This window comes from Hyphomonas sp. CACIAM 19H1 (genome assembly GCF_003325995.1).
In the GTDB taxonomy this organism is placed as follows: Bacteria; Pseudomonadota; Alphaproteobacteria; order Caulobacterales; family Hyphomonadaceae; genus Hyphomonas; species Hyphomonas polymorpha.
Genome location: NZ_CP016437.1, coordinates 3,344,698 through 3,363,469 on the forward strand (window position 1 = coordinate 3,344,698; position 18,772 = coordinate 3,363,469).

General features: G+C 62.0%; 20 protein-coding genes. 13 read left to right on the forward strand and 7 right to left on the reverse strand.

The annotated features are described in order from the left end of the window. Positions 1-35: 35 nt before the first annotated feature. The 6 genes from BBF93_RS19585 to BBF93_RS15545 all read left to right on the forward strand — a co-directional run bounded on the left by BBF93_RS19585 (position 36) and on the right by BBF93_RS15545 (position 4,927). On the forward strand, positions 36-365 hold the full coding sequence (locus BBF93_RS19585; protein ID WP_035601393.1) for a PilZ domain-containing protein: 330 nt from the start codon (positions 36-38) through the stop codon (positions 363-365). A gap of 102 nt (positions 366-467) precedes the next feature. Continuing rightward, a complete protein-coding gene (locus BBF93_RS15525) occupies positions 468-1,061 on the forward strand; it encodes a glutathione peroxidase (protein WP_035601395.1) in 594 nt (197 codons plus the stop codon). A gap of 102 nt (positions 1,062-1,163) precedes the next feature. Beyond that, complete coding sequence (locus BBF93_RS15530) at positions 1,164-2,345, forward strand: thiolase family protein (RefSeq protein WP_114106526.1); 1,182 nt, start codon at positions 1,164-1,166, stop codon at positions 2,343-2,345. A 5-nt stretch (positions 2,346-2,350) separates the two neighbouring features. Then, the gene (locus BBF93_RS15535; protein ID WP_114106527.1) at positions 2,351-3,199 is read left to right on the forward strand and encodes a hypothetical protein; all 849 of its coding nucleotides are present in this window, start codon (positions 2,351-2,353) and stop codon (positions 3,197-3,199) included. Positions 3,200-3,202: 3 nt separating this feature from the next. Next, a complete protein-coding gene (locus BBF93_RS15540; protein ID WP_114106528.1) occupies positions 3,203-3,826 on the forward strand; it encodes a hypothetical protein in 624 nt (207 codons plus the stop codon). Between the two features lie 18 nt (positions 3,827-3,844). Then, entirely contained in the window at positions 3,845-4,927 is a 1,083-nt protein-coding gene (locus BBF93_RS15545) for a DUF2332 domain-containing protein (RefSeq protein ID WP_114106529.1), read from the forward strand. On the opposite strand, the gene BBF93_RS15550 is transcribed toward BBF93_RS15545, so the two are convergent. Together BBF93_RS15550 and BBF93_RS15555 are read right to left on the reverse strand one after the other, a co-directional pair. Further along, on the reverse strand, positions 4,924-6,003 hold the full coding sequence (locus tag BBF93_RS15550) for a serine hydrolase (protein WP_162786595.1): 1,080 nt from the start codon (positions 6,001-6,003) through the stop codon (positions 4,924-4,926). The genes BBF93_RS15545 and BBF93_RS15550 overlap by 4 nt on opposite strands. 52 nt (positions 6,004-6,055) lie before the next feature. Continuing rightward, positions 6,056-6,553 (reverse strand): Lrp/AsnC family transcriptional regulator, encoded by a 498-nt coding sequence (locus BBF93_RS15555; protein ID WP_035601403.1) that lies wholly within the window; start codon positions 6,551-6,553, stop codon positions 6,056-6,058. 126 nt (positions 6,554-6,679) lie between these two features. Between BBF93_RS15555 and BBF93_RS15560 the strand changes: the two genes are divergently transcribed. Next, positions 6,680-10,141: an indolepyruvate ferredoxin oxidoreductase family protein gene (locus BBF93_RS15560; RefSeq protein ID WP_233349164.1), complete on the forward strand. Its 3,462-nt coding sequence runs from the start codon at positions 6,680-6,682 to the stop codon at positions 10,139-10,141. Positions 10,142-10,225: 84 nt separating this feature from the next. Here the strand turns inward: BBF93_RS15560 and BBF93_RS15565 are convergent, their stop codons facing one another. Together BBF93_RS15565 and BBF93_RS15570 are read right to left on the reverse strand one after the other, a co-directional pair. Next, a complete protein-coding gene (locus BBF93_RS15565; RefSeq protein WP_114106532.1) occupies positions 10,226-10,558 on the reverse strand; it encodes a hypothetical protein in 333 nt (110 codons plus the stop codon). Between the two features lie 65 nt (positions 10,559-10,623). Next, positions 10,624-12,216: a lysine--tRNA ligase gene (locus BBF93_RS15570; protein ID WP_114106533.1), complete on the reverse strand. Its 1,593-nt coding sequence runs from the start codon at positions 12,214-12,216 to the stop codon at positions 10,624-10,626. A gap of 158 nt (positions 12,217-12,374) precedes the next feature. On the opposite strand from BBF93_RS15570, the gene BBF93_RS15575 reads away from it, so the two are divergent. From BBF93_RS15575 to BBF93_RS15600, 6 genes are all read left to right on the forward strand, one after another. After that, the gene (locus BBF93_RS15575) at positions 12,375-12,824 is read left to right on the forward strand and encodes a hypothetical protein (RefSeq protein WP_051612735.1); all 450 of its coding nucleotides are present in this window, start codon (positions 12,375-12,377) and stop codon (positions 12,822-12,824) included. Between the two features lie 3 nt (positions 12,825-12,827). Beyond that, a complete protein-coding gene (locus BBF93_RS15580; protein ID WP_114106534.1) occupies positions 12,828-13,055 on the forward strand; it encodes a helix-turn-helix transcriptional regulator in 228 nt (75 codons plus the stop codon). A gap of 73 nt (positions 13,056-13,128) precedes the next feature. After that, positions 13,129-13,338, forward strand: coding sequence for a bacterioferritin-associated ferredoxin (locus BBF93_RS15585; RefSeq protein ID WP_233349166.1), 210 nt, complete (start codon positions 13,129-13,131; stop codon positions 13,336-13,338). Positions 13,339-13,541: 203 nt separating this feature from the next. After that, complete coding sequence (bfr, locus tag BBF93_RS15590; protein ID WP_114106535.1) at positions 13,542-14,027, forward strand: bacterioferritin; 486 nt, start codon at positions 13,542-13,544, stop codon at positions 14,025-14,027. Positions 14,028-14,123: 96 nt separating this feature from the next. Then, positions 14,124-15,023: an SIMPL domain-containing protein gene (locus BBF93_RS15595; RefSeq protein WP_162786596.1), complete on the forward strand. Its 900-nt coding sequence runs from the start codon at positions 14,124-14,126 to the stop codon at positions 15,021-15,023. Positions 15,024-15,194: 171 nt separating this feature from the next. Continuing rightward, the gene (locus BBF93_RS15600; RefSeq protein WP_035601417.1) at positions 15,195-15,569 is read left to right on the forward strand and encodes a DUF2853 family protein; all 375 of its coding nucleotides are present in this window, start codon (positions 15,195-15,197) and stop codon (positions 15,567-15,569) included. Positions 15,570-15,643: 74 nt separating this feature from the next. Here the strand turns inward: BBF93_RS15600 and BBF93_RS15605 are convergent, their stop codons facing one another. The 3 genes from BBF93_RS15605 to BBF93_RS15615 form a co-directional block, all read right to left on the reverse strand. Continuing rightward, positions 15,644-16,186, reverse strand: coding sequence for a hypothetical protein (locus tag BBF93_RS15605; protein ID WP_035601419.1), 543 nt, complete (start codon positions 16,184-16,186; stop codon positions 15,644-15,646). 91 nt (positions 16,187-16,277) lie between these two features. Next, positions 16,278-17,414 carry an acyl-CoA dehydrogenase family protein gene (locus BBF93_RS15610; protein ID WP_035601421.1) on the reverse strand — a complete coding sequence of 379 codons (1,137 nt, stop codon included), beginning with the start codon at positions 17,412-17,414 and terminating at the stop codon, positions 16,278-16,280. A gap of 62 nt (positions 17,415-17,476) precedes the next feature. After that, positions 17,477-18,682 carry an acyl-CoA dehydrogenase family protein gene (locus BBF93_RS15615; RefSeq protein WP_114106537.1) on the reverse strand — a complete coding sequence of 402 codons (1,206 nt, stop codon included), beginning with the start codon at positions 18,680-18,682 and terminating at the stop codon, positions 17,477-17,479. Between the last annotated feature and the right edge of the window lie 90 nt (positions 18,683-18,772).

Consider the following 18,772-nt stretch of genomic DNA (forward strand, 5'->3'; position numbering starts at 1 on the left):
CCCGATTCCGGCATGGTTCTTGCTTTGGATCAGGCATGTCTATCCTCACGCGCCTCTTGGGACACCGGAAAACCGAGACGGTTACCCCGTCGCGTATTGAAGATGTGACGTCTTCGCGGCGCAGCGAAGGCTATGCCCGCCCCCTGCGCGCGCAGGTCTACCGGGAAGCCACCGTCACCCTGGAATCGGGCTACACCCGCAAGGGGATCGTGCTGGACTATTCCGAATCCGGCCTGCGCATCCGCTTCCCCAATAATGAGACCATGCCGCGCCAGCTTTCGGTAAACGCCCGCTCTGTCGGCATTTCCGGCCGCGCTCAGGTGGTCTGGCAGAAAGGCTCCGAGGTCGGCCTCAAGCTGATCTGAGCCCCGGCCTCTTCAAAATCACGAGCATTTCATCTCGCATGGGGATGACGCGGCCTTTCAGCGGCCTATACTTCCTCTGGATTACCTTCAGGAGATGCGCCGATGCGCCTAGCAATGCTCGCCCTTGCCACCCCTGTGCTGCTCGCAGCCTGCTCCGAAGCGACCGCCGGCCCCAAGGAGGACGCCCCCACCCCGCCCGCTGCCCAGGAGACCGGTATCGCCATGTCCGCCACCGAATTCACCAGCATCGACGGCAAACCGCTCAATCTCACCGGCCTCAACGCGAAGGCCATCCTGGTGGTCAACACTGCCTCGCGCTGCGGATATACGCCGCAATATGCCGGCCTTCAGGAACTCTATGAGGCGAACAAGGCGGACGGCCTCGTGATCGTCGGCGTCCCGTCCAATGATTTTGGCGGTCAGGAGCCCGGCAGCGAGGAGGACGTCAAATCCTTCTGCGAGATCAATTACGGCGTCACCTTCCCGCTGACCAAGAAATACGCCGTCACCGGCCCGGATCAGCACCCCTTCTACAAGGCCGCCGTCACCACGCTGGGCGAGCCGGCGCAGCCGAAATGGAACTTCCACAAGATCCTCGTTCGCGCCGATGGCACGCCGATCAAGGCCTACCCCTCCTCGGTAAAACCCGGCGACAAGGCTCTGGCGGCGGATATCGAAGCCGCCCTCGGCAGCTGACGCGCGCCGGGAACCGGCCACCCCGGCCTTGACGAAACGGCATGTCCGGCGCCTATTCTACCGCGCCGCACAAGAAACCATTGTCAGGAAGGAACGCGCCCCATGTCAGAGAAAGATCCGGTCGTCATCGTAGGTATGGCCCGCACGCCCATGGGCGGCCTGCTCGGCGAACTTGCCAGCTTCTCGGCCAATGAGCTTGGCGCTCATGCCGTGAAAGCCGCAACCGCTGAAGCCAAGCTCGGCGCCAGCGAAATTGACGAGATCATCATGGGCAACTGCCTGCCCGCCGGCCAGGGCCAGGCCCCGGCCCGCCAAGCCGCCATCAAGGCCGGCCTCGACAAAAAAACCGAAGCCACCACCATCAACAAGATGTGCGGCTCGGGCATGGAAGCCGTCGTCATGGGCCGCAACGCCCTGCTGGCGGGCGAAGCCACCGTCATCGTCGCCGGCGGCATGGAATCCATGACCAATGCGCCCCATCTCATCACCCTGCGCCAGGGTCACAAATACGGCGCCGCCTCCGCGCGCGACCATATGGCCACCGATGGCCTGGAAGACGCTTATGAAGGCGGCCCGATGGGCAACTTCGCCGACATGATCGCCCGCGAATACCAGTTCACGCGCGAGCAGCAGGACGCCTACGCGCTTGAAACGCTGAAGCGCGCGCAGGACGCCACCAAGAACGGCAAGTTCAAGCGCGAGATTGCCCCCGTCACCGTGAAAACCCGCAAGGGCGAAACCGTGATCGACACCGACCAGCTTCCTCGCGAAGCGATGCCCGACAAGATCCCCAGCCTGAAGCCCGCCTTCAGCAAGGATGGCACGGTCACCGCCGCCAACGCCTCAGCCATCTCCGATGGCGCCGCCGCCCTCGTGCTGATGCGCGAATCCGAAGCCAAGAAACGCGGCCTCACCCCGATCGCGAAAATCGTCTCGGCCTCCAGCCATGCGCAGGAACCTGCATACTTCACCACCGCTCCCGTCCCCGCCATGCAGAAGGCCCTCCAGAAGGCCGGCTGGAAGGCCGAGGATGTGGACCTGTGGGAAGTCAACGAAGCCTTCGCGGTCGTTCCGATGATCGCCATGAAGGAACTCGGCATCAGCCATGACAAGCTCAACGTGAATGGCGGCGCCTGCGCCATGGGCCACCCGATCGGCGCCTCCGGCGCCCGTGTGCTCATCACGCTCCTCGCCGCCATGGAAGACCGCGGCCTGAAAAAAGGCATGGCCTCCCTCTGCATCGGCGGCGGCGAAGGCATCGCCATGGCGGTCGAACGGGTCTGACGTTCGTGCGCCGCCTGCACATTGCGCTTGCAGTTTTTGCATTCCTTGCAGCTTCGTTCTGCGGGCGCTTTGCGCAGGCGGATACGCCGCCAGAAGCTGAAGAGCAGCTAAGCCTGGAAGAGCTCAGCGCTATAGATTTCAGCATCGCCCGCGGCGCAGAAATCTATGCGCGCGATGTTGCGGCATGGGTTGCTACAGATGTTTTGCTCGAACACCCTGCTCCCGGCACACTTGGAATTAGAGGCTGGGTGGTTACACCAATTGTCGGGCCGCCCGGCCTCTATCAAGTCACGTTCGTTTCCGGCAAGAGCCCTGACTGGCGCATCGCCGCAAGTTTCACCATCGACCGAGGCGAAGTGACCGACTTCGAGATCTTCGAGGACGCCCCCGCACGCTTTTCTCTCAATGAAGAACAGGCTGCAGCTTTCGAAGCACAGCTTTCAGCTTCTGAGACACTTGCCGGACTGCGGAAATGTTCTGCAACGGTGAATACCGTAGTGATCTCCACACCAACAGGACATGACGCTTACTTCCTCACACCGCAGGCGAGTATGAATGAGGTCCAGTTCGGCACACACTATCGCGTTCCAGTATCAGCCGACGGCGTTACCGGTGAACCATTCAGCTTCACGAAATCCTGCCTTGTCGTCAGCAAATCAGCTGATCTGGAAGGCAGCACGCCCATCATGGTTTGGGTCACCGATCTGGCTGGACCGGTTCCGAGCGAGATTCACGTATTCAAGTCGCTGGAACACAGCACGCCCGTCGCCGTGCTCACGGTATCGAATGATCGGATGTGGGAAGTGAACGGAAAGGCGATAAGGCTTCTGGGGAACGCAGACAAAAAGGATTGATACGTGCCGCTCCAGAACCGGGCTGATCCGTTCGGGCACCTGCACGCCGTTCCTGAACACGGCCTGTTCATGGGAAACCGGGGCGGCTGCTTCCACCGGGAAGACCGCACACTGAAGGATAGGCAATGGGCCAGCCAGCGCTGGATCATCTGCCAGCTTCAGTTCAAGGGCCGGCGCCGCAAACTCATGCAGCCGGGCCTCTATACCGAACTCTTCTTCCTTGATGAGGCAACCGCGCTGGCCGGCGGGCACCGGCCCTGCTTCGAATGCCGCCGCCAGAAGGCGGAAGCTTTCCGGCAGGCCCTCCTCCGCGCGGGCCGCCTGACGCCGGGCGCCTCCATCTCTGACGCCGATGCCCTCTCCGCCGGCGCGATGCAGCAGGTGCTCACGGGCCGCCACGCGCGCGAGATCATCACCCCCGCCCGGCTTCCGGACGGTGCCATGTACGCCGTTGAAGGGAAAGCATTTCTCGTCCATGAAGGCCGCGCCCGCGCCTGGTCCTTCAGCGGTTACGGCCCCGCCCTGCCGCTGCATGAGGCAGGAATAAGGTTAACACCAGAAATCATCTGCACGGCAATAAATTCCGGCTATGAAGTCTCTTTACATACCTCTATCGGTAGTATGTGAGCGAAGGGGCACAACCGCGTGGCGGGAACGACCAAGGACGACATTCTGGCGCATTTTCGCGAGCAGGCAGGGTTCTGCGCTGCGCTGGGTTCTCCATTCATGGAGGCCCTGTGCCTCGCCATGGCCAGTGATATCGAGGCCGGCGGGCCGGTTGAGCGGCTGGTCAGGGGCTGGCCGGGCAACCCTCGCCGCGATGCGCTCTCGCTGCGGATCGCAGGGTATCTTCACTATGCTGTTCTCGGCGGCAAAGCGCCGGAACTGGCGGCCGTCTATCCGGCGGCCAATCCTGACTGGAGGATGGATACCGTCTGGCCCGTCGCACGCGACTGGCTGGCAAGGCGTGAACGGGCCGCAAAGGTATTCATGAAATCCCCCCCGCAGACCAACGAAACCCGGCGCGCCATTGCGCTCGTGCCGGGTTTCCTGAAGGTTGCCAGCCTCTTTCCGGGGCCGATGCACATGCTGGAACTGGGTGCCAGCGCAGGCCTCAACCAGAACTGGGACCGGTTCAATTACCGCACCAGCCGCTGGGAGCTTACCGGCAACAGCGATGTGACCATCGATACCGACTGGATCGGTCCGCCCCCGGACCATATCGACATGTCGTTCAACGTCGCCTCGCGTGCAGCCTGCGATCAGGCGCCGATCAATCTTTCAAAGGCCTCGGCCGCCCGCCGCCTCAAATCCTATGTCTGGCCCGACCAGCCCGAGCGCCTCGCGCGGCTCGACGCCGCCATCGCGCTGGCCCGCCGCACCCGCGTTCGCGTCGACACGGCAGACGCGGCAGACTGGCTGAAGGCAAAGCTCGCCTCGCGCCCCGAAGAAGGGCCGACCGTGATCTATCATTCGGTCTTCCTGCAATATCCCCCGGCCGAAACGCGCCGCGCCCTGCAGGCCATGATCGAAGAGGCCGGCGCAGAGGCCAGCTGGGATCGCCCGCTTGCCTGGGTCTGTTTCGAACCGGGCGCCTTCTTCCAGGGGCCCGATCAGGTGGGCATCAACCCGAACGATTTCATCACCTATCTGCGCGTCTGGCCGGAGGGGGAAGATTACCGCCTTGTGCGTTCCGATGGGCATGTCGTGCGGGCCGAACGTCTCTAACGGGCATTTTCCTGCGCCCAGCCGATCAGCTGTCCCGTCAGCTCACGGATGGCTTCGTCTGCCTGCTTGCCCGCCGTATTCGTATTGACAATGATCACCGCGCCCGGCTCCGGCAACACCACCACCTGTGACAGCCACATCGTGTTGGACCCCGCATGCAGATAAACGGGTTTGCCATCCCTGCCCGTCTGCACGCCCCAGCCCATGGCATACTCCGCCGCCGCGTCCGGATAGGGCATCATCAGCCTGCGGCGCATTTCGTCAGGCAGCGCCTGTGGGCCCTCCAGAAAAGGCAGCAACAGAAGGGCGTGCCCGGCCAGGCTGATATGGGCTGTTCCGGCAGACGCAAAGGCGGGCGCATTGTCGGCAGAAGGCCCGGTGCCCACGGGCCTCAGCCCGCCAAACAATCCGCCCTTGTGCCCCTGAATGGCGCTCGGCGGCCCAAAGCCAAATCCCATCCCCGCGCCCTGCGGTGCCTGATCGATGACAAGGCGGCGCATCAGCTGCTCATAGGTCTCCCCTGTTCCCGCCACCTGCTCAATCGCCCTTCCGGCAATGATGTAGCCAAGGTTGGAATACACAAACGCGCCGCGCTTTCCCGCCGGGGCTTTCTGCAGGGTGCTGGCCACCAGGCTGGCGCGCTGCTGTGCCACGGGGTCGCCATTGCGCCCGGCCCTGGTCATCCACAGCACGCCGGGATTGGCGCCCGCGCCGGAGCGATGCGCCAGCAGCTCCTCAATCGTCACATCCTGCCAGCCAGGATGCAGCGTCTCGCCTTCGAAAATCTCGCCCAGCGTCATGCCCCAGCGCGCCGAGCCTGCCTCCACCAAACGAGCCCAGCCCAGCCCGGTCAGCATCTTGGTATTGGACCCAATATGCCAGGCGTCAGCAGCCTGAATGGCCGCGCCGCCGCGCACACGCTCCCCGGTAACCGCGAGCGCAATGATCCCGTCCTCCGGCGCGGCAACCACGGCGCCCAGCCCGATCAGGCCGTGCCTCTCCCGCGCGGTCTCCAGAAGTGCCCGGATCTGTCCGGATTTGTCCGGAATTGTCTCCGCCATGACCGGACCCGTCATCAAACTGGCCGCCAGAATACTCAAAATGGCGCGGTTTGCCGCCCGCCGGGCCCTAATCGCTCGACTTGGCGGACTGGCGCACGAGGCCGAGGGGCAAGGCCGTGGTTTTCTTCGCAACGCGGATGACAATCCGTGACTGAACATCAGAAACCAGTTTGGAACCAAGGAGTTTGTCGCGCAGGAAGTTGTCATAGGCATGCATGTCCGTTGTTACGATATGCATGGAATAGTCTACCGCACCGGTCACGGTCATACATTCGACCACCTCCGGCCAGAGCTGCACAAGCGCTTCAAACGCCTCAAGGTTTTCCTTGCTCGGCAAGGCCAGCTTCACACTGGCAATCACCTCGAAGTTCAGCCCCAGCGCATGATTGTCAATCAGCGTCACCCGCCCCTTGATGAAGCCGGCCTCTTCCATGCGCTTGATGCGCCGCCAGCAGGGTGAAGAAGAAAGTCCCACACGCTCTGCAATTTCGGCGACCGACAGGCTCGCATCATGCTGAATCAGATCGAGGATGCGGGCATCAATGCTATCAAGCTCTTGGGACAATTTACCGGGAACCCCTCAACAATTGGAAGAATATTCCCGGAAATAACAAAATTCTTGCAAGATAGGCAAGCAATTTCGTTCGTTTTTCCCAATAATATGCCGCAGACATTGGAGCGCCAGTCTGCCATGAAACATCGTGAAGTTACGCTGGACGACAAATACGAGCTTGTCGAGGGCAAGGCTTATATGACGGGCATCCAGGCCCTCGTCCGCCTACCTATTGATCGCAAGCGCCTGGACCTTGCCGCAGGCCACAATACTGGCGGTTTCATCTCCGGCTATCGGGGCTCTCCCCTCGGCGGCTACGACCAGCAACTCCGCGCCGTTCAGAAGCTTCTTGATTCTCACGACATAAAATTCTGGGAAGGCCTCAACGAAGACCTCGGCGCCACCGCGGTCTGGGGCTCGCAGCAGCTCGGCCTATTCCCCGGCGCAAAATTCGATGGCCTGTTCGGCATCTGGTACGGCAAGGCCCCCGGCGTCGACCGGACGGGCGATGTCTTCAAACACGCCAATGCGGCCGGCACCTCGGCGCTGGGCGGCGTCCTCGCCATCGTGGGCGACGATCACAATTGCAAATCCTCCACCCTGCCGTCCCAGTCCGATTACGCGATGATGGATGCCGAGATCCCGGTACTGAACCCGGCCTCGATCCAGGACGTGCTGGATTACGGCATCCATGGCTGGGAGATGAGCCGCTTCTCCGGCGCCTGGGTCGGGCTCACGGCGCTCGCCGATACGATGGATTCGGGCTCCGTGGTCGATGTCACGCTCAGCCGGCTGTCGATCCAGCGGCCGTCTTTCCCCTTCCCGGAAGGCGGCGTGCATATGCGCCGGGGCGACATTCCCCTCAACAAGGAAGCCCGGTTGCGCCAGATCAAGCTGCCCGCCGCGCAGGCCTATGTCCGCGCCAACCGGCTGGACCATGTCATCCTGCCTTCGCCCAAGCCGCGCATCGGCATCATCGTGACCGGACAGGCAGCCCGCGACGTGTTCGAAGCCCTCGCCGCGATCGGCCTGACGCCGGAAGAAGCCGGCCGCCTCGGCCTCAGCATCTTCAAGGTCGCCATGCCCTGGCCGCTGGAGCCGCAAGGCATCCGCGAATTCTGCTCCGGCCTGGAGCGCGTTGTGGTCATCGAACACAAGCGCGCGCTGATCGAAGCGCAGCTGAAGGCAGCCCTCTATGACCTTCCCGAAAGCCGGCGCCCAGTGATCGAAGGCAAGTTCGACGGGGAAGGCCGCCCGCTCCTCTCCGACATCGCCTCGCTGAGCATTCCGGAAATCGCCAACGCGCTGATGCGCTCAATCCCTTCGGGCTGGGACACCAGCCGCGCCGAGGCCTATTTCAACCGCGTGGGCAGCGCCGGCGAAGCTGCGCGCACGAACGCCTCGCCCACCGTGCGCTCGCCGCATTTCTGTTCGGGCTGCCCTCACAACACCTCCACCAATGTTCCCGAGGGTTCCCGGGCTCTCGCCGGCATCGGCTGTCACTATATGGCGAACTTCATGCCGGACCGGAAAACCGACATGACCAGCCAGATGGGCGGGGAAGGCATTGCCTGGGTGGGCCAGCACTGGGCCACCGAGGAACCCCACGTCTTCGTCAATCTGGGCGATGGCACCTATTCCCATTCCGGCTCCCTGGCCATCCGCGCCGCTGTCACCTCCGGCGCAAACATGACCTACAAGATCCTCTACAATGACGCGGTTGCCATGACAGGCGGGCAGCATGTGGAATCTGGCCAGACGCCCGCCCAGATTGCCCAGCAGGTGGAGGCCGAAGGCGTCAAGACCATCCGTATCGTGACGGAAGATCCGACGCGCTATGCCGCCGTCACCGGCCTGCCGCGCGGCGTGAAGATATATCACCGTGACGATCTGGAAGACGTGCAGAAGGAACTGCGCCAGACGCCGGGCGTAACCGTCATCATCTACGACCAGATGTGCGCAACCGAGAAGCGCCGCCGCTCCAAGCGCGGCATGATCGCCCCAGACCGTATACGCACCATCATCAACACCGAAGTCTGTGAGGGCTGCGGCGACTGCTCGATCAAATCCAACTGCCTCTCGGTGGAGCCGGTGGAGACCGAACTTGGCCGCAAGCGCCGGATCAACCAGTCGACCTGCAATACCGATCTTTCCTGCGTCAAGGGCTTCTGCCCGAGCTTCGTGACGATCAAGGACGGCGAACCGGCCTGGGAAGACCAGCCGCGCCTTGTCTTTGATGCCGACGGCCTGCCCCTGCCCGAAACGCCCAGCCTCGCCCGGCCCTGGAACGTGCTGTTCACGGGCGTGGGCGGAACGGGCGTGACCACGGTTGCCGCCGTGCTGGCCATGGCCGCGCATGTGGACGGCAATGCGGCCTGCACGCTGGATATGACGGGCCTTGCGCAGAAAGGCGGGCCGGTGCTCAGCCATGTGCGCTTTGCGCGCGAGCCGGAGATGATCTCCACCGGCCGCGTGCCCCCGGCCAGCGCTGACCTGATCATCGGCTGCGACCTTGTGGTGGCCGCCGGCGGCGACGCGCTGAACCTGATGGACCCGGAGCGCACGGCCGCCTACACCAATTCGGACGTTACCCCCACTTCGGAATTCATCCGTAACCGGTCAAAACGCTTCGAGAGCGATCTGCTCTCGGCGCGGGTAAAACGCCAGACCGCAGAGTTCGGCGCCTTTGATGCCGAAGCGCTCGCCGTGGGCTATCTGCATGACGCCATCTACACCAACATGATCATGGTGGGTTATTCCTGGCAGAAGGGCAAAGTGCCCGTCAGCCTGCGCGGCCTTTACCGCGCCATCCGCCTCAACGGCACCAAGGTTGAGGATAACATGGCCGCGTTCAATATCGGCCGCCTCGCCGCCGCGGCGCCTGAACGCCTCGCCCCGCAGCACGATCCCCGCGGCCATATCGAGCCCAAGACGCTGGACGAGCTGATCGAGGACCGCGCCGGCCGCCTCATCGCCTATCAGAATGCCGCCTATGCCGCCCGCTACCGGGACATCGTGGCAGAGGTCCGCGCGGCAGAGACGCAGGCCGGCCTCGGCGAAAACCTGACGCGCGCGGTGGCCACCTATGCCTACAAGCTGATGGCCTACAAGGACGAGTATGAAGTTGCCCGTCTCTATACGGATGGAAAGTTTGCTGAGCAGCTGGCAAGCCAGTTCAAGGGCGGCAAGCTTCGCTTCTGGCTCGCCCCGCCGATCCTCTCGAAGAAGGATGCCAACGGGCATCTGGAGAAAAAGCATTTCGGCGCATGGATGCTGACCGGCTTCCGGGTTCTCGCCCGGCTGAAAGGCCTGCGGGGCACCCGGTTCGACCTCTTCGGCTATACCGAGGAGCGCAAGATGGAACGCGGCCTGCGCGATGACTATCTTGCCAATATGGGCCGGATTGCGCGGGAGCTGACCCCCACCAATCACAGCCTGGCCGTCGAGATTGCCAAAGTGCCTGACGAAATCCGCGGCTTCGGCCATGTGAAAGAAGCCGCCGCCGAAAAAGCAAAGGCCCATGAGACAGAGCTTTGGGCCGGCTGGCCGGAGGGCAAGCTGCCCAAGGCCAAAGTCTCCCTGATCGCTGCAGCGCGATAGCCGGGCCGCTTCCCGGCTGTATGGCGCGCAGCGAAACTGCACCCCTGGCCCGCGAAAGCGGGTCAGGGGTTTCTTTTTCAGGGGTCAGCGGAGCGGCGACACTTCCACGTCCACCACCTTGCCCTTCTTGCTCATCTTCTTGATTTCGCGCTCGACATGTTTGGCTTTGACTTCGCGCGTCTCGGTGCGCGTGCCCTTGCCCTTCTTGTAGGTCACCTCGAGGCGGACCATGTCGTCCGGCCCGTCCAGCGCGTCGCCCGTCACGCGGACGGCCGTGCCGCCCACATACACCACGCCCTTGGCCGTTGCCTCCAGCGCGTCCCCCGCCAGGCTGACCGGAACGGTTACGATCTTGGCCGCCACACAGCCCGTCATCGGCAAAGTCAGGGCGAGCGCAGCAAGAATGAAAAGACGCATGGGCAGAGGGCCTCCTTGGGAAGACCCATCCATAACCCGCATTTGCGTTACTTTCAGCTTACAGCTCAGCCACGCGCCAGCGCGTCGTCGATCAGCCTGGCGGTCTCGGCCACGCCATAGAGCGCTGCAAAACTACCGAAACGCGGCCCCTGCTCCTGGCCCAGCAGCACCTCGTAAAGCGCCTTGAACCATTCGCGCAGATTTTCAAAGCCATGATCTTTGCCCACGCTGAAGGTCAGCGTCTGCAGGTTCTCGCCAGTGGGCTCGTCGCTGAATGCCTTGAGGCGCCCGGAAAGGTCGGCCATCGCGGCGCGCTCCTGCTCCGTCGGTGCCCGGAAGGTTTTCGCCGGCAACACGAAGTCCCGGTAATACCGCATGGCATAGCCTGCCAGCTCATCCAGCAGCGGATGGGTCTGCGGAGACGCTTCGGGCGCATAACGGGTGATATAGGCCCAGAGCTGGGAAGTGTCGGTCGGGGTTGCGACCGCCACCAGGTTCATCAGCAGCGCGAAGCTGACCGGGCTCGACCATTGCGGCGGGCGGCCGGAATGGATGTGCCAGACAGGATTTTCCAGCTGCGCAGCGGCCTCTTCCTGCGGGAACTTCTCGAGGAAGGTGAGGTATTCGTCCACGGTCTTGGGGATGACGTCGAAATAGAGCTTCTTCGCCACGCGCGGCTTCTGGAACTGGAACAGCGCCAGGCTCTCGTCCGGAGCATAAGTCAGCCATTGCTCGACCGAGATGCCATTGCCCTTGGTCTTGGAGATCTTTTCGCCCTTCTCGTCCAGGAACAGTTCGTAGACATACTGTTCCGGCGGGCGCGCGCCCAGGATGCGGCAGATCTTGGAATAGATGGGCGCGTTGGCCTGATGGTCCTTGCCGAACATTTCAAAGTCGATGCCCAGCGCGGCCCAGCGCATGCCGAAATCGGGCTTCCACTGCATCTTCACCGCGCCGCCGGTAACGGGCAGCGTCACATCCGTGCCGTCTTCATCCGTGAACGTGATTTCACCGCGCGCCGCGTCCACCTTCTTCATCGGCACATACAGCACGCGGCCTGTGCTCGGGCTGATCGGCAGGAAGGGCGAATAGGTGGCCCGCCGCTCCTCCCCCAGGGTCGGCAGCATCACATCCATGATCGCCTGATACTTCTCCGCCGCGCGCAGCAGCATCGCGTCAAACCGGCCGGACTTGTAACAGTCGGTGGCCGAAAGGAACTCGTACTGGAAGCCGAACTTGTCGAGGAAGGCGCAGAGACGCGCATTCATGTGCGCGCCATAGGACGCATGGGTGCCAAAAGGATCGGGCACCGAGGTCAGCGGCTTCTGGAGGAAGGTTTCCAGCGATTTGGGATCGGGCACGGTATCGGGAACCTTCCGCATACCGTCCATGTCATCGGATACGCAGATCAGGCGCGTGGCATATCTGCCCGCCGTCAGCACCTCAAAGGCATGGCGCACCATCGTGGTGCGCACAACCTCGCCGAAGGTGCCGATATGCGGCAGGCCCGAGGGGCCGTAGCCCGTCTCGAAGATGACCGGCGCGTCCGCCTTGCGCTCCCCGGCCTTCACCTGCTCGGCCACGCGCTTTTCCAGCGCGCGCGCAAGCTCGAAAGGCCAGGCCTTGGCAGTTTGGGCGAGGGTCGAAAGGTCGGTCATCGTGTCGTCAGCCACTACTGATTAATGGTCCGCCGGACCTAGAGGCCGCGCCGGGGGGCGTCAAGCGACGGGGCAAGTTTTGTAAAATATGTTTGACATGTCAAAAATTTTGAACCATATGAGAATGTATAGAATTTTTGACACGATCGGAGACCGCAATGTCTGTTATCGAAACCGTCGCGAACATGTCGTTCCGGGAAAAATCGGCCTGGGGCATGGGCTTGATCCTGAGTGCGGGCGCGGTCTCCTATTTCGGCAAGGTGATGAGCCTTTCCGAGGCGCTTGGCAGAACCGCCCCGCCGATCATCGGCTTCGTCATCGCCTATGTGGTGTTCATCGTGATTGCCTCGGTGATCGTGATGTCGGTTCTTGCGGGAATGGCCGGCAAGGAGGCCGATGCGCCCGCCGACGAACGGGAGAAGATCATCGCCGACAAGGCCGGCAACTGGTCGGGCTATGTGCTGGCCGTTCCGGCGCTCGGGGGTCTCTGGCACTATTCGGTGAACCTTGATGGAAACATGCTGTTCCACCTGGTCTTTCTCAGCCTGATGCTGTCGCAGATATCAGAATACGCCTTCCAGATCTTCCTGTACCGCCGGGGTGGCTGAGCCATGGCCAACGCCCCTCCGATCACCAATCGCATCCGGGAGCTGCGCGAAGCCCGAGGCGGGATGAGCCAGGCAGCGCTTGCCGAGGCGATCGGCGTCACCCGCCAGACGGTCATCGCGATAGAGCGGGGCAAATACTCCCCCTCGCTGGAAAGCGCCTTCCGGATAGCCAGGGTCTTCGGCCTTGGAATTGAAGATGTTTTTGGATGGGAAAGTCCGCCCGCCACCTGACCGTTTCCGGGGATGCAAATTCAGGCCCGCATTCCGCAAAAGCCTGATTGACACTCATTCGCAAGTGCTGCAAATGGTTCGCATGATCATTTGCGTCTGCAATCGTATCAACTGCCGGTCGGTCCGTGAGGCCGTGGATGCTGGCGCCCGCAGCCCCAAGGCTGTGCAGGCGCACCATGGCTGCAAGTTCAATTGCGGCAAGTGCTCCACCACGATCGGCGAAATGATTGCCGAGAAGATGGACGCTCAAGGCGGCTCCCTGCCGATGATGGCTGCTGAATAAGCGTCCGCTGCAAACGGTTTCTTCCTGAAAACTCAAAGCATTGACTGTGCCTGCCTTGCGCAGGCACTCAAGCCATGCCTGCTGCAACTGTGTCGCACTTTCATATGCAATTGATTTTATTGGATTTTTTGGTTGATCGCCGCAGACCCCTCCTCTATATGGCTAAGTAGATTCACTTACATAGCCAACCAGCGGAGCTCCCCATGAAAGGCGACAAGAAGGTCATCGACTTCCTGAACCAGGCCCTGAAAAACGAGCTGACCGCCATCAACCAGTATTTCCTGCATTCCCGCATGCTGCGCGACTGGGGCGTCTCCAAGCTCGCCAAGAAAGAGTATGAGGAATCGATCGAGGAGATGCATCACGCCGACTGGCTGGTCGAGCGCGTCCTCTTCCTCGGCGGCCTGCCCAACCTTCAGGATCTGGGCAAGCTGCATATCGGCGAGAGCGTTCAGGAAATCCTCGAATGCGATCTCAAGCTCGAGAATATCGCCATCCCGCTGCTGCGCGACGCAATCGAATATTGCGAGGAAGTGCGCGATTATGGCAGCCGCGATCTGTTCTTCAAAATCCTCCACAATGAGGAAGAACACGTCGATTATCTGGAAACCCAGTTCGCCCTGATCGAGCGTATCGGCATTGAGCGCTACACGCTGCTCCAGTCCGAAGCGAACGAAAAAGGGGACTAATCCAGCCATTGTACGGCCACATTAAAGGTTCGATAGTTTTGCGGCCTGCAGTTCACTCTGCAGGCCGCATTCACAACTGACCTTATGGGGACCCACATGAAACGCCCTTCCACCATGCGCGCCCTTGCGTGCCTGTTCCTTGCGATGAGTACGGCCGCCACGTCTGTGGCCAGCGCGCAGACGATGCCCGACTTCCAGAACGAGGCCTTCACAACGCCCTACTGGACGAGAAGCCCCGTCATCGAAGTGCTTGGCCGGGCCAACATGGAGGTTGCTCCAAACCGCGCTTCCTTCTCGGTCACCTATCTGGAGACGGACAAGGATTCGAAAAAAGCGATGCAGCTGGCGGTCGAGCGGGGGCGTCTTGCCTATGACACGATCAAGAAGACGGCCGGCAAGAGCACCGTCATTCAGTCCTCGGTGAATGTCACCGCGCTCTATGAGCAATACAAGGACAAGGATGGCAATCGCATCGACAATGAGCGCTCCGACAAGATCCGCGCCTATGAGGCGCGCGTTTCGCTGAGCGTGATCGTGGAAGATGTCTCCAAGGCGGGCGCCGCGCGCGCAGGCGCCCTGGCGCTGGCGCCGGAAAACTCTTCCGGCCTCTCAACCTATCTTGAGAGAACCACCGAGATGAACCTCGCCGCCTATGAAGCCGCGGTGAAGGATGGCTCCGCCCGCGCAAGGGCCACGGCTGCGGCCAGCGGCGCAACGCTTGGCAAGCTGATGGTTGTGCAGGAAGGCGGCGGCCCCTGCCTTGGTCAGTGGTCCTCCATGGCGGGCAGTGACTACGACTACTATCGGTCTGCGCCGGCTGCGATGGCGCCGCCCCCACCCCCGCCGCCTCCGCCGCCCCCTGTGGCCAGCGGCATGGTCGGCGGGCGCCAGGTAACCATCAGCCAGGCTGATATCGACACGCTCAATCTGCCATCGGATGATAAGCCCCAGCAGATATCCTCCAGTGTCTGCATGATTTACGCACTCAACAAGTAAAATCTGTATACTGATAATTGAGTCAGAAATGCACAGCCTGTGCATTTCTGCTTGATCCTTCCGGCGAAGCGAGGTCTACATGCCCTTGAGGCATCAGGCCTCCTTCGCAAACCCTGTGGCATTATCCGCTTCGCCTTTTTGCGCTGGAGTGGACCAAGGAAGGAAATCAAAATGGCAAAAGCCACCACCAAGGCGCCCAGCGCCAAAGAAGTGCTTATTGAGAAGTATATCGCAGACCTGAAGGAAAAAGTCGGCGAAGCGCGCCCGGACCTTGCCCTTCTCGATGCAGTTGTCAAAGCCTGCGGCCCGGCAATCTATAAGGCTGACTCAGCCACGGTTGCCGCCTCCGACAAGGATGAACTCGCCCGCGTAAAGACGAATTTCATCGGCAAACGGCTCGGCGTCACCGATGAGGCAAAGGCAGATGCCGCCATCAAGGCAGCGGTAGAGAAGTATGGCCGCAGCGTGCGCGCCAAACATCGCCCGGTGCTTTACTATCTGATCGCCAAGGAACTGAAAAAAGCCGCTGCGCTCAAGAAAGCCTGAGGCCACCGAACTCACAAAGCAAAGCCGCCGCTCCGATCACCGGAGCGGCGGCTTTCTTGTTTTTCCAGATACGCTCAGCGCTTGGCGTCGCGTTTTGCCTGGCTGCGCGCATTGTTGGCGCGGGCTGCGCCTTTCATTGTCTTCAGGTTCGGAAAGGCTTCCCGCTTGCTCGACGGCGCGGAACTCATGCCCTTGCCTGCCTTTCGGGATGCGGGCTTGCCCTTTGAAGCCGTCTGCTTCCGGTCCAGGGCCGTTTGCAGGGCCGCCTGGGCCTTCTCTTTCTCTGCTGCTGCGCTTTCCCGCGCCGCTCTGCGCTCAACGATGCCGAGCTTGGTTTCAAAACGGTCCAGCGTTTCGGCGAAGAAGTCGCGTTTGGTGACAGTCGCCGCATTGCCGGTGGGCGCCTTCTGCCGGGTCGGCGCCGCCTTGCCGCGGATTTCCCGGGCCTGCTTGCTTGCCAGATCAGCGTATTTATCCCGCAGCTTTCGCACGCGATTTATCCGCTGACGGAGCTCTTTCTCATTGAGATTTCCAACAGCGGGCGGATAGCTCTCATTGGCAAGCGCAAATTCGGCGGCCGTGCAGAGAGGTTTGGCCTCGCGGCGTGAAATGGTCATGGGTAATCTCCTTCTCAGACGTTATGCAGAACTTATAGTTCCACACAACGCCCGAAAAGGAAAACCAAACCGGGAAAAACCAGTGCTTTTATCAGAAGCCGGCGAGACGGGCGTAGCGATCCCGGTGCCAGCTGGCAGATCCGTAGAGCGCTTCCTGCACCCGCGCGCGCTTCATGTAGAAGCCTGGCTCTGCAGCATCGGTCATGCCGATGCCGCCATGCATCTGAACGCATTCATTGGAGACCAGATGCACAAGCTCGCCGGCCTTTGCCTTTGCGAGGCTCGCCAGTTCCGCAAGATCGGTCTTGCCATCATCCGCCGCCGACAGCGCCGCAGCGACGCAGGAGCGCGTCATTTCCAGCTCGACAAACATCTTCGCGGCGCGGTGCTGGAGAGACTGGAACGAGCCGATGAGCTGGCCAAACTGCTTGCGGTTGTTGAGGTATTCCAGCGTCATGTCGAACGCGGCCTGGGCCGAGCCGAGCATTTCGGCGGCCAGCCCGATGGCTGCGCGGTCGAGCACGGGATCAAGAATATCAGCGCCCTGGTCAGCCGGCCCGATCAGCGTGCTCTCCAGCACCATGACATCATCAAACGTCACATGCGCGGCGCCGTGGCTGTCAACAGTTTTCAGTTCACTGATGGTTACGCCCTTGGCATCAGCCGGCACAAGGAACAGGCTGAGACCATGGCGATCGCCATTGCTGCCAAAGGTGCGCGCCACAACGATCAGCATGTCGGCATGATGCGCATCGGGCACATATTTCTTCATACCGTTGATCGTATAGCCCTGCCCGTTGCGCTCGGCCTCGGTCGAAACGCTGTAGGGCGAGAAATGTGCGGACTCGTCGAGGGCAAGCGCAAACGTCACCTCGCCAGCCGCGATCTTCGGCAGCCATTCGGCCTGCTGGGCGGGGCTGCCGCCAAGCTGGAAGGCCGAGGCAGCGATCAGCGCCGTCTGCAGCAGGGGCGTGGCCGCAAGGGTGCGGCCCTGCGCTTCGAGGATCTGGCCAAGGCCCGTCAGGCCAAAGGTTTCCGCGCCCGGCTCGTCGGGAATGATCACGCCAAAAAAGCCAAGCTCGGCGAGTTTCTGCCGGGTTTTTGCGTCCTTGCCATTGGCGCCGGCATCGCGCAGCGCCCGCAGATGATTGACGGAAAGTTCGTCACGCGCGAACGCCATGGCGGTTTCGCGCAGCATTTCCTGGTCTTCAGTCAGTACAAAGCTCATTACTCTGACACCTTAAATTCTATGTCGTAGGGTTGTTCCGAAAAGCAGCGATCAAGTCCCGCCTACTGATGATCCTTCAGACCCAGCACGCGCTTGGCGATGACATTGAGGTTGATCTCGGACGTGCCACCTTCGATGGAGTTGCCTTTCGAGCGCAGCCATTGGCGCGTGACGCGCAGGGCGCCCTTGTCAAAGCCCTCCCCTGCCCAGCCCAGGCCCTCGGTGCCGAGCGCTTCGATCAGCAGCTCGTGCCGGTCTTGGTTCATCTTGGCGGCGCCATATTTCAGGATCGAGGCGGTATGGCCCACGGCCTGACCGGCCTTTGCCTGTTCGGTCTGGCGCTGCACGGTCAGCGCAAATGCCTTGGCATACATCCGGTGATCGGCGAGGCGCCCCCGCAGATCGCCGTCCAGCAGACGGCCGGACTCGTCGGTGCCGATCAGCTGCTTGGCGTATTCCTCAGGCGAGAGCGACCCGGTGCCGCCAAACCCGCTGGAAGAAATCGACGAGCGCTCGAACTGCAGCAGGCGTTTGGCAATTTCCCAGCCGCCATTGAGACGGCCAACGAGTTGGTCCTTGGGCACTTTCACATCGGTGAAGAAGGTTTCGCAGAACGGGCTCTCGCCGGAGATCAGCTGGATCGGGCGCGCTTCGACGCCCGGCGACTTCATGTCGAACAGGATAAAGCTGATGCCCTCATGCTTCGTGCTGGTATCGGTGCGCACCAGGCAGAAGATCCAGTCGGCCTTGTCGGCATAGGAGGTCCACACCTTCTGGCCGTTGATCAGGTAATGATCGCCCTTGTCTTCGCAGCGCGTCTGCAGGCCCGCGAGGTCAGACCCTGCGCCCGGCTCCGAATACCCCTGGCACCAGCGGATCTTGCCCTTCACGATGTCGGGAATGAAGCGCAGCTTCTGTTCGTGATTGCCGAATTCGAGCAGCGCCGGGCCAAACATCCAGAGGCCGAACGAGAACAGCGGCGCGCGTGCCTTGATGCGGCGCATCTCCTGCTCCAGCACGCGGGCTTCCGCGCGCGACAGGCCGCCGCCGCCATATTCCTTGGGCCATTCCGGCGCGGTCCAGCCCTTCTCGGCCATCCGGTCGAGCCACAGCTTGGAATCGGGGTTCTTGAAGGTGGCGTTGCGGCCGCCCCACACAACCTCGTCATCCACCATCGGCGTGCGCATCGAAGGGGGGCAGTTGGCTTCCAGCCATTTGCGCGTTTCGAGCCGGAACTCTTCGAGTTGCTCGGCATTGTCATAAGCCATTGCGGTGCTCCCTGGGCGGTGTCTGTCTCTACGTCACCCTATTCTGCCACCCTCGCGGCGCCAAGCGGTCACCCGGCGTCAAAGTGTGAA

What these genes read in the sequence shown, in the direction of transcription:
- BBF93_RS19585 (WP_035601393.1), top strand. Translation starts at nt 36, where the DNA reads ATGTCTATCCTCACGCGCCTCTTGGGACACCGGAAAACCGAGACGGTT.
- BBF93_RS15595 (WP_162786596.1), top strand. Translation starts at nt 14,124, where the DNA reads ATGAAACGCCCTTCCACCATGCGCGCCCTTGCGTGCCTGTTCCTTGCG.
- BBF93_RS15610 (WP_035601421.1), bottom strand. Translation starts at nt 17,414, where the DNA reads ATGAGCTTTGTACTGACTGAAGACCAGGAAATGCTGCGCGAAACCGCC.
- BBF93_RS15570 (WP_114106533.1), bottom strand. Translation starts at nt 12,216, where the DNA reads ATGACCGACCTTTCGACCCTCGCCCAAACTGCCAAGGCCTGGCCTTTC.
- BBF93_RS15525 (WP_035601395.1), top strand. Translation starts at nt 468, where the DNA reads ATGCGCCTAGCAATGCTCGCCCTTGCCACCCCTGTGCTGCTCGCAGCC.
- BBF93_RS15575 (WP_051612735.1), top strand. Translation starts at nt 12,375, where the DNA reads ATGTCTGTTATCGAAACCGTCGCGAACATGTCGTTCCGGGAAAAATCG.
- BBF93_RS15600 (WP_035601417.1), top strand. Translation starts at nt 15,195, where the DNA reads ATGGCAAAAGCCACCACCAAGGCGCCCAGCGCCAAAGAAGTGCTTATT.
- BBF93_RS15580 (WP_114106534.1), top strand. Translation starts at nt 12,828, where the DNA reads ATGGCCAACGCCCCTCCGATCACCAATCGCATCCGGGAGCTGCGCGAA.
- BBF93_RS15615 (WP_114106537.1), bottom strand. Translation starts at nt 18,682, where the DNA reads ATGGCTTATGACAATGCCGAGCAACTCGAAGAGTTCCGGCTCGAAACG.
- BBF93_RS15550 (WP_162786595.1), bottom strand. Translation starts at nt 6,003, where the DNA reads ATGACGGGTCCGGTCATGGCGGAGACAATTCCGGACAAATCCGGACAG.
- BBF93_RS15530 (WP_114106526.1), top strand. Translation starts at nt 1,164, where the DNA reads ATGTCAGAGAAAGATCCGGTCGTCATCGTAGGTATGGCCCGCACGCCC.
- BBF93_RS15560 (WP_233349164.1), top strand. Translation starts at nt 6,680, where the DNA reads ATGAAACATCGTGAAGTTACGCTGGACGACAAATACGAGCTTGTCGAG.
- BBF93_RS15585 (WP_233349166.1), top strand. Translation starts at nt 13,129, where the DNA reads ATGGTTCGCATGATCATTTGCGTCTGCAATCGTATCAACTGCCGGTCG.
- BBF93_RS15565 (WP_114106532.1), bottom strand. Translation starts at nt 10,558, where the DNA reads ATGCGTCTTTTCATTCTTGCTGCGCTCGCCCTGACTTTGCCGATGACG.
- BBF93_RS15605 (WP_035601419.1), bottom strand. Translation starts at nt 16,186, where the DNA reads ATGACCATTTCACGCCGCGAGGCCAAACCTCTCTGCACGGCCGCCGAA.
- bfr (WP_114106535.1), top strand. Translation starts at nt 13,542, where the DNA reads ATGAAAGGCGACAAGAAGGTCATCGACTTCCTGAACCAGGCCCTGAAA.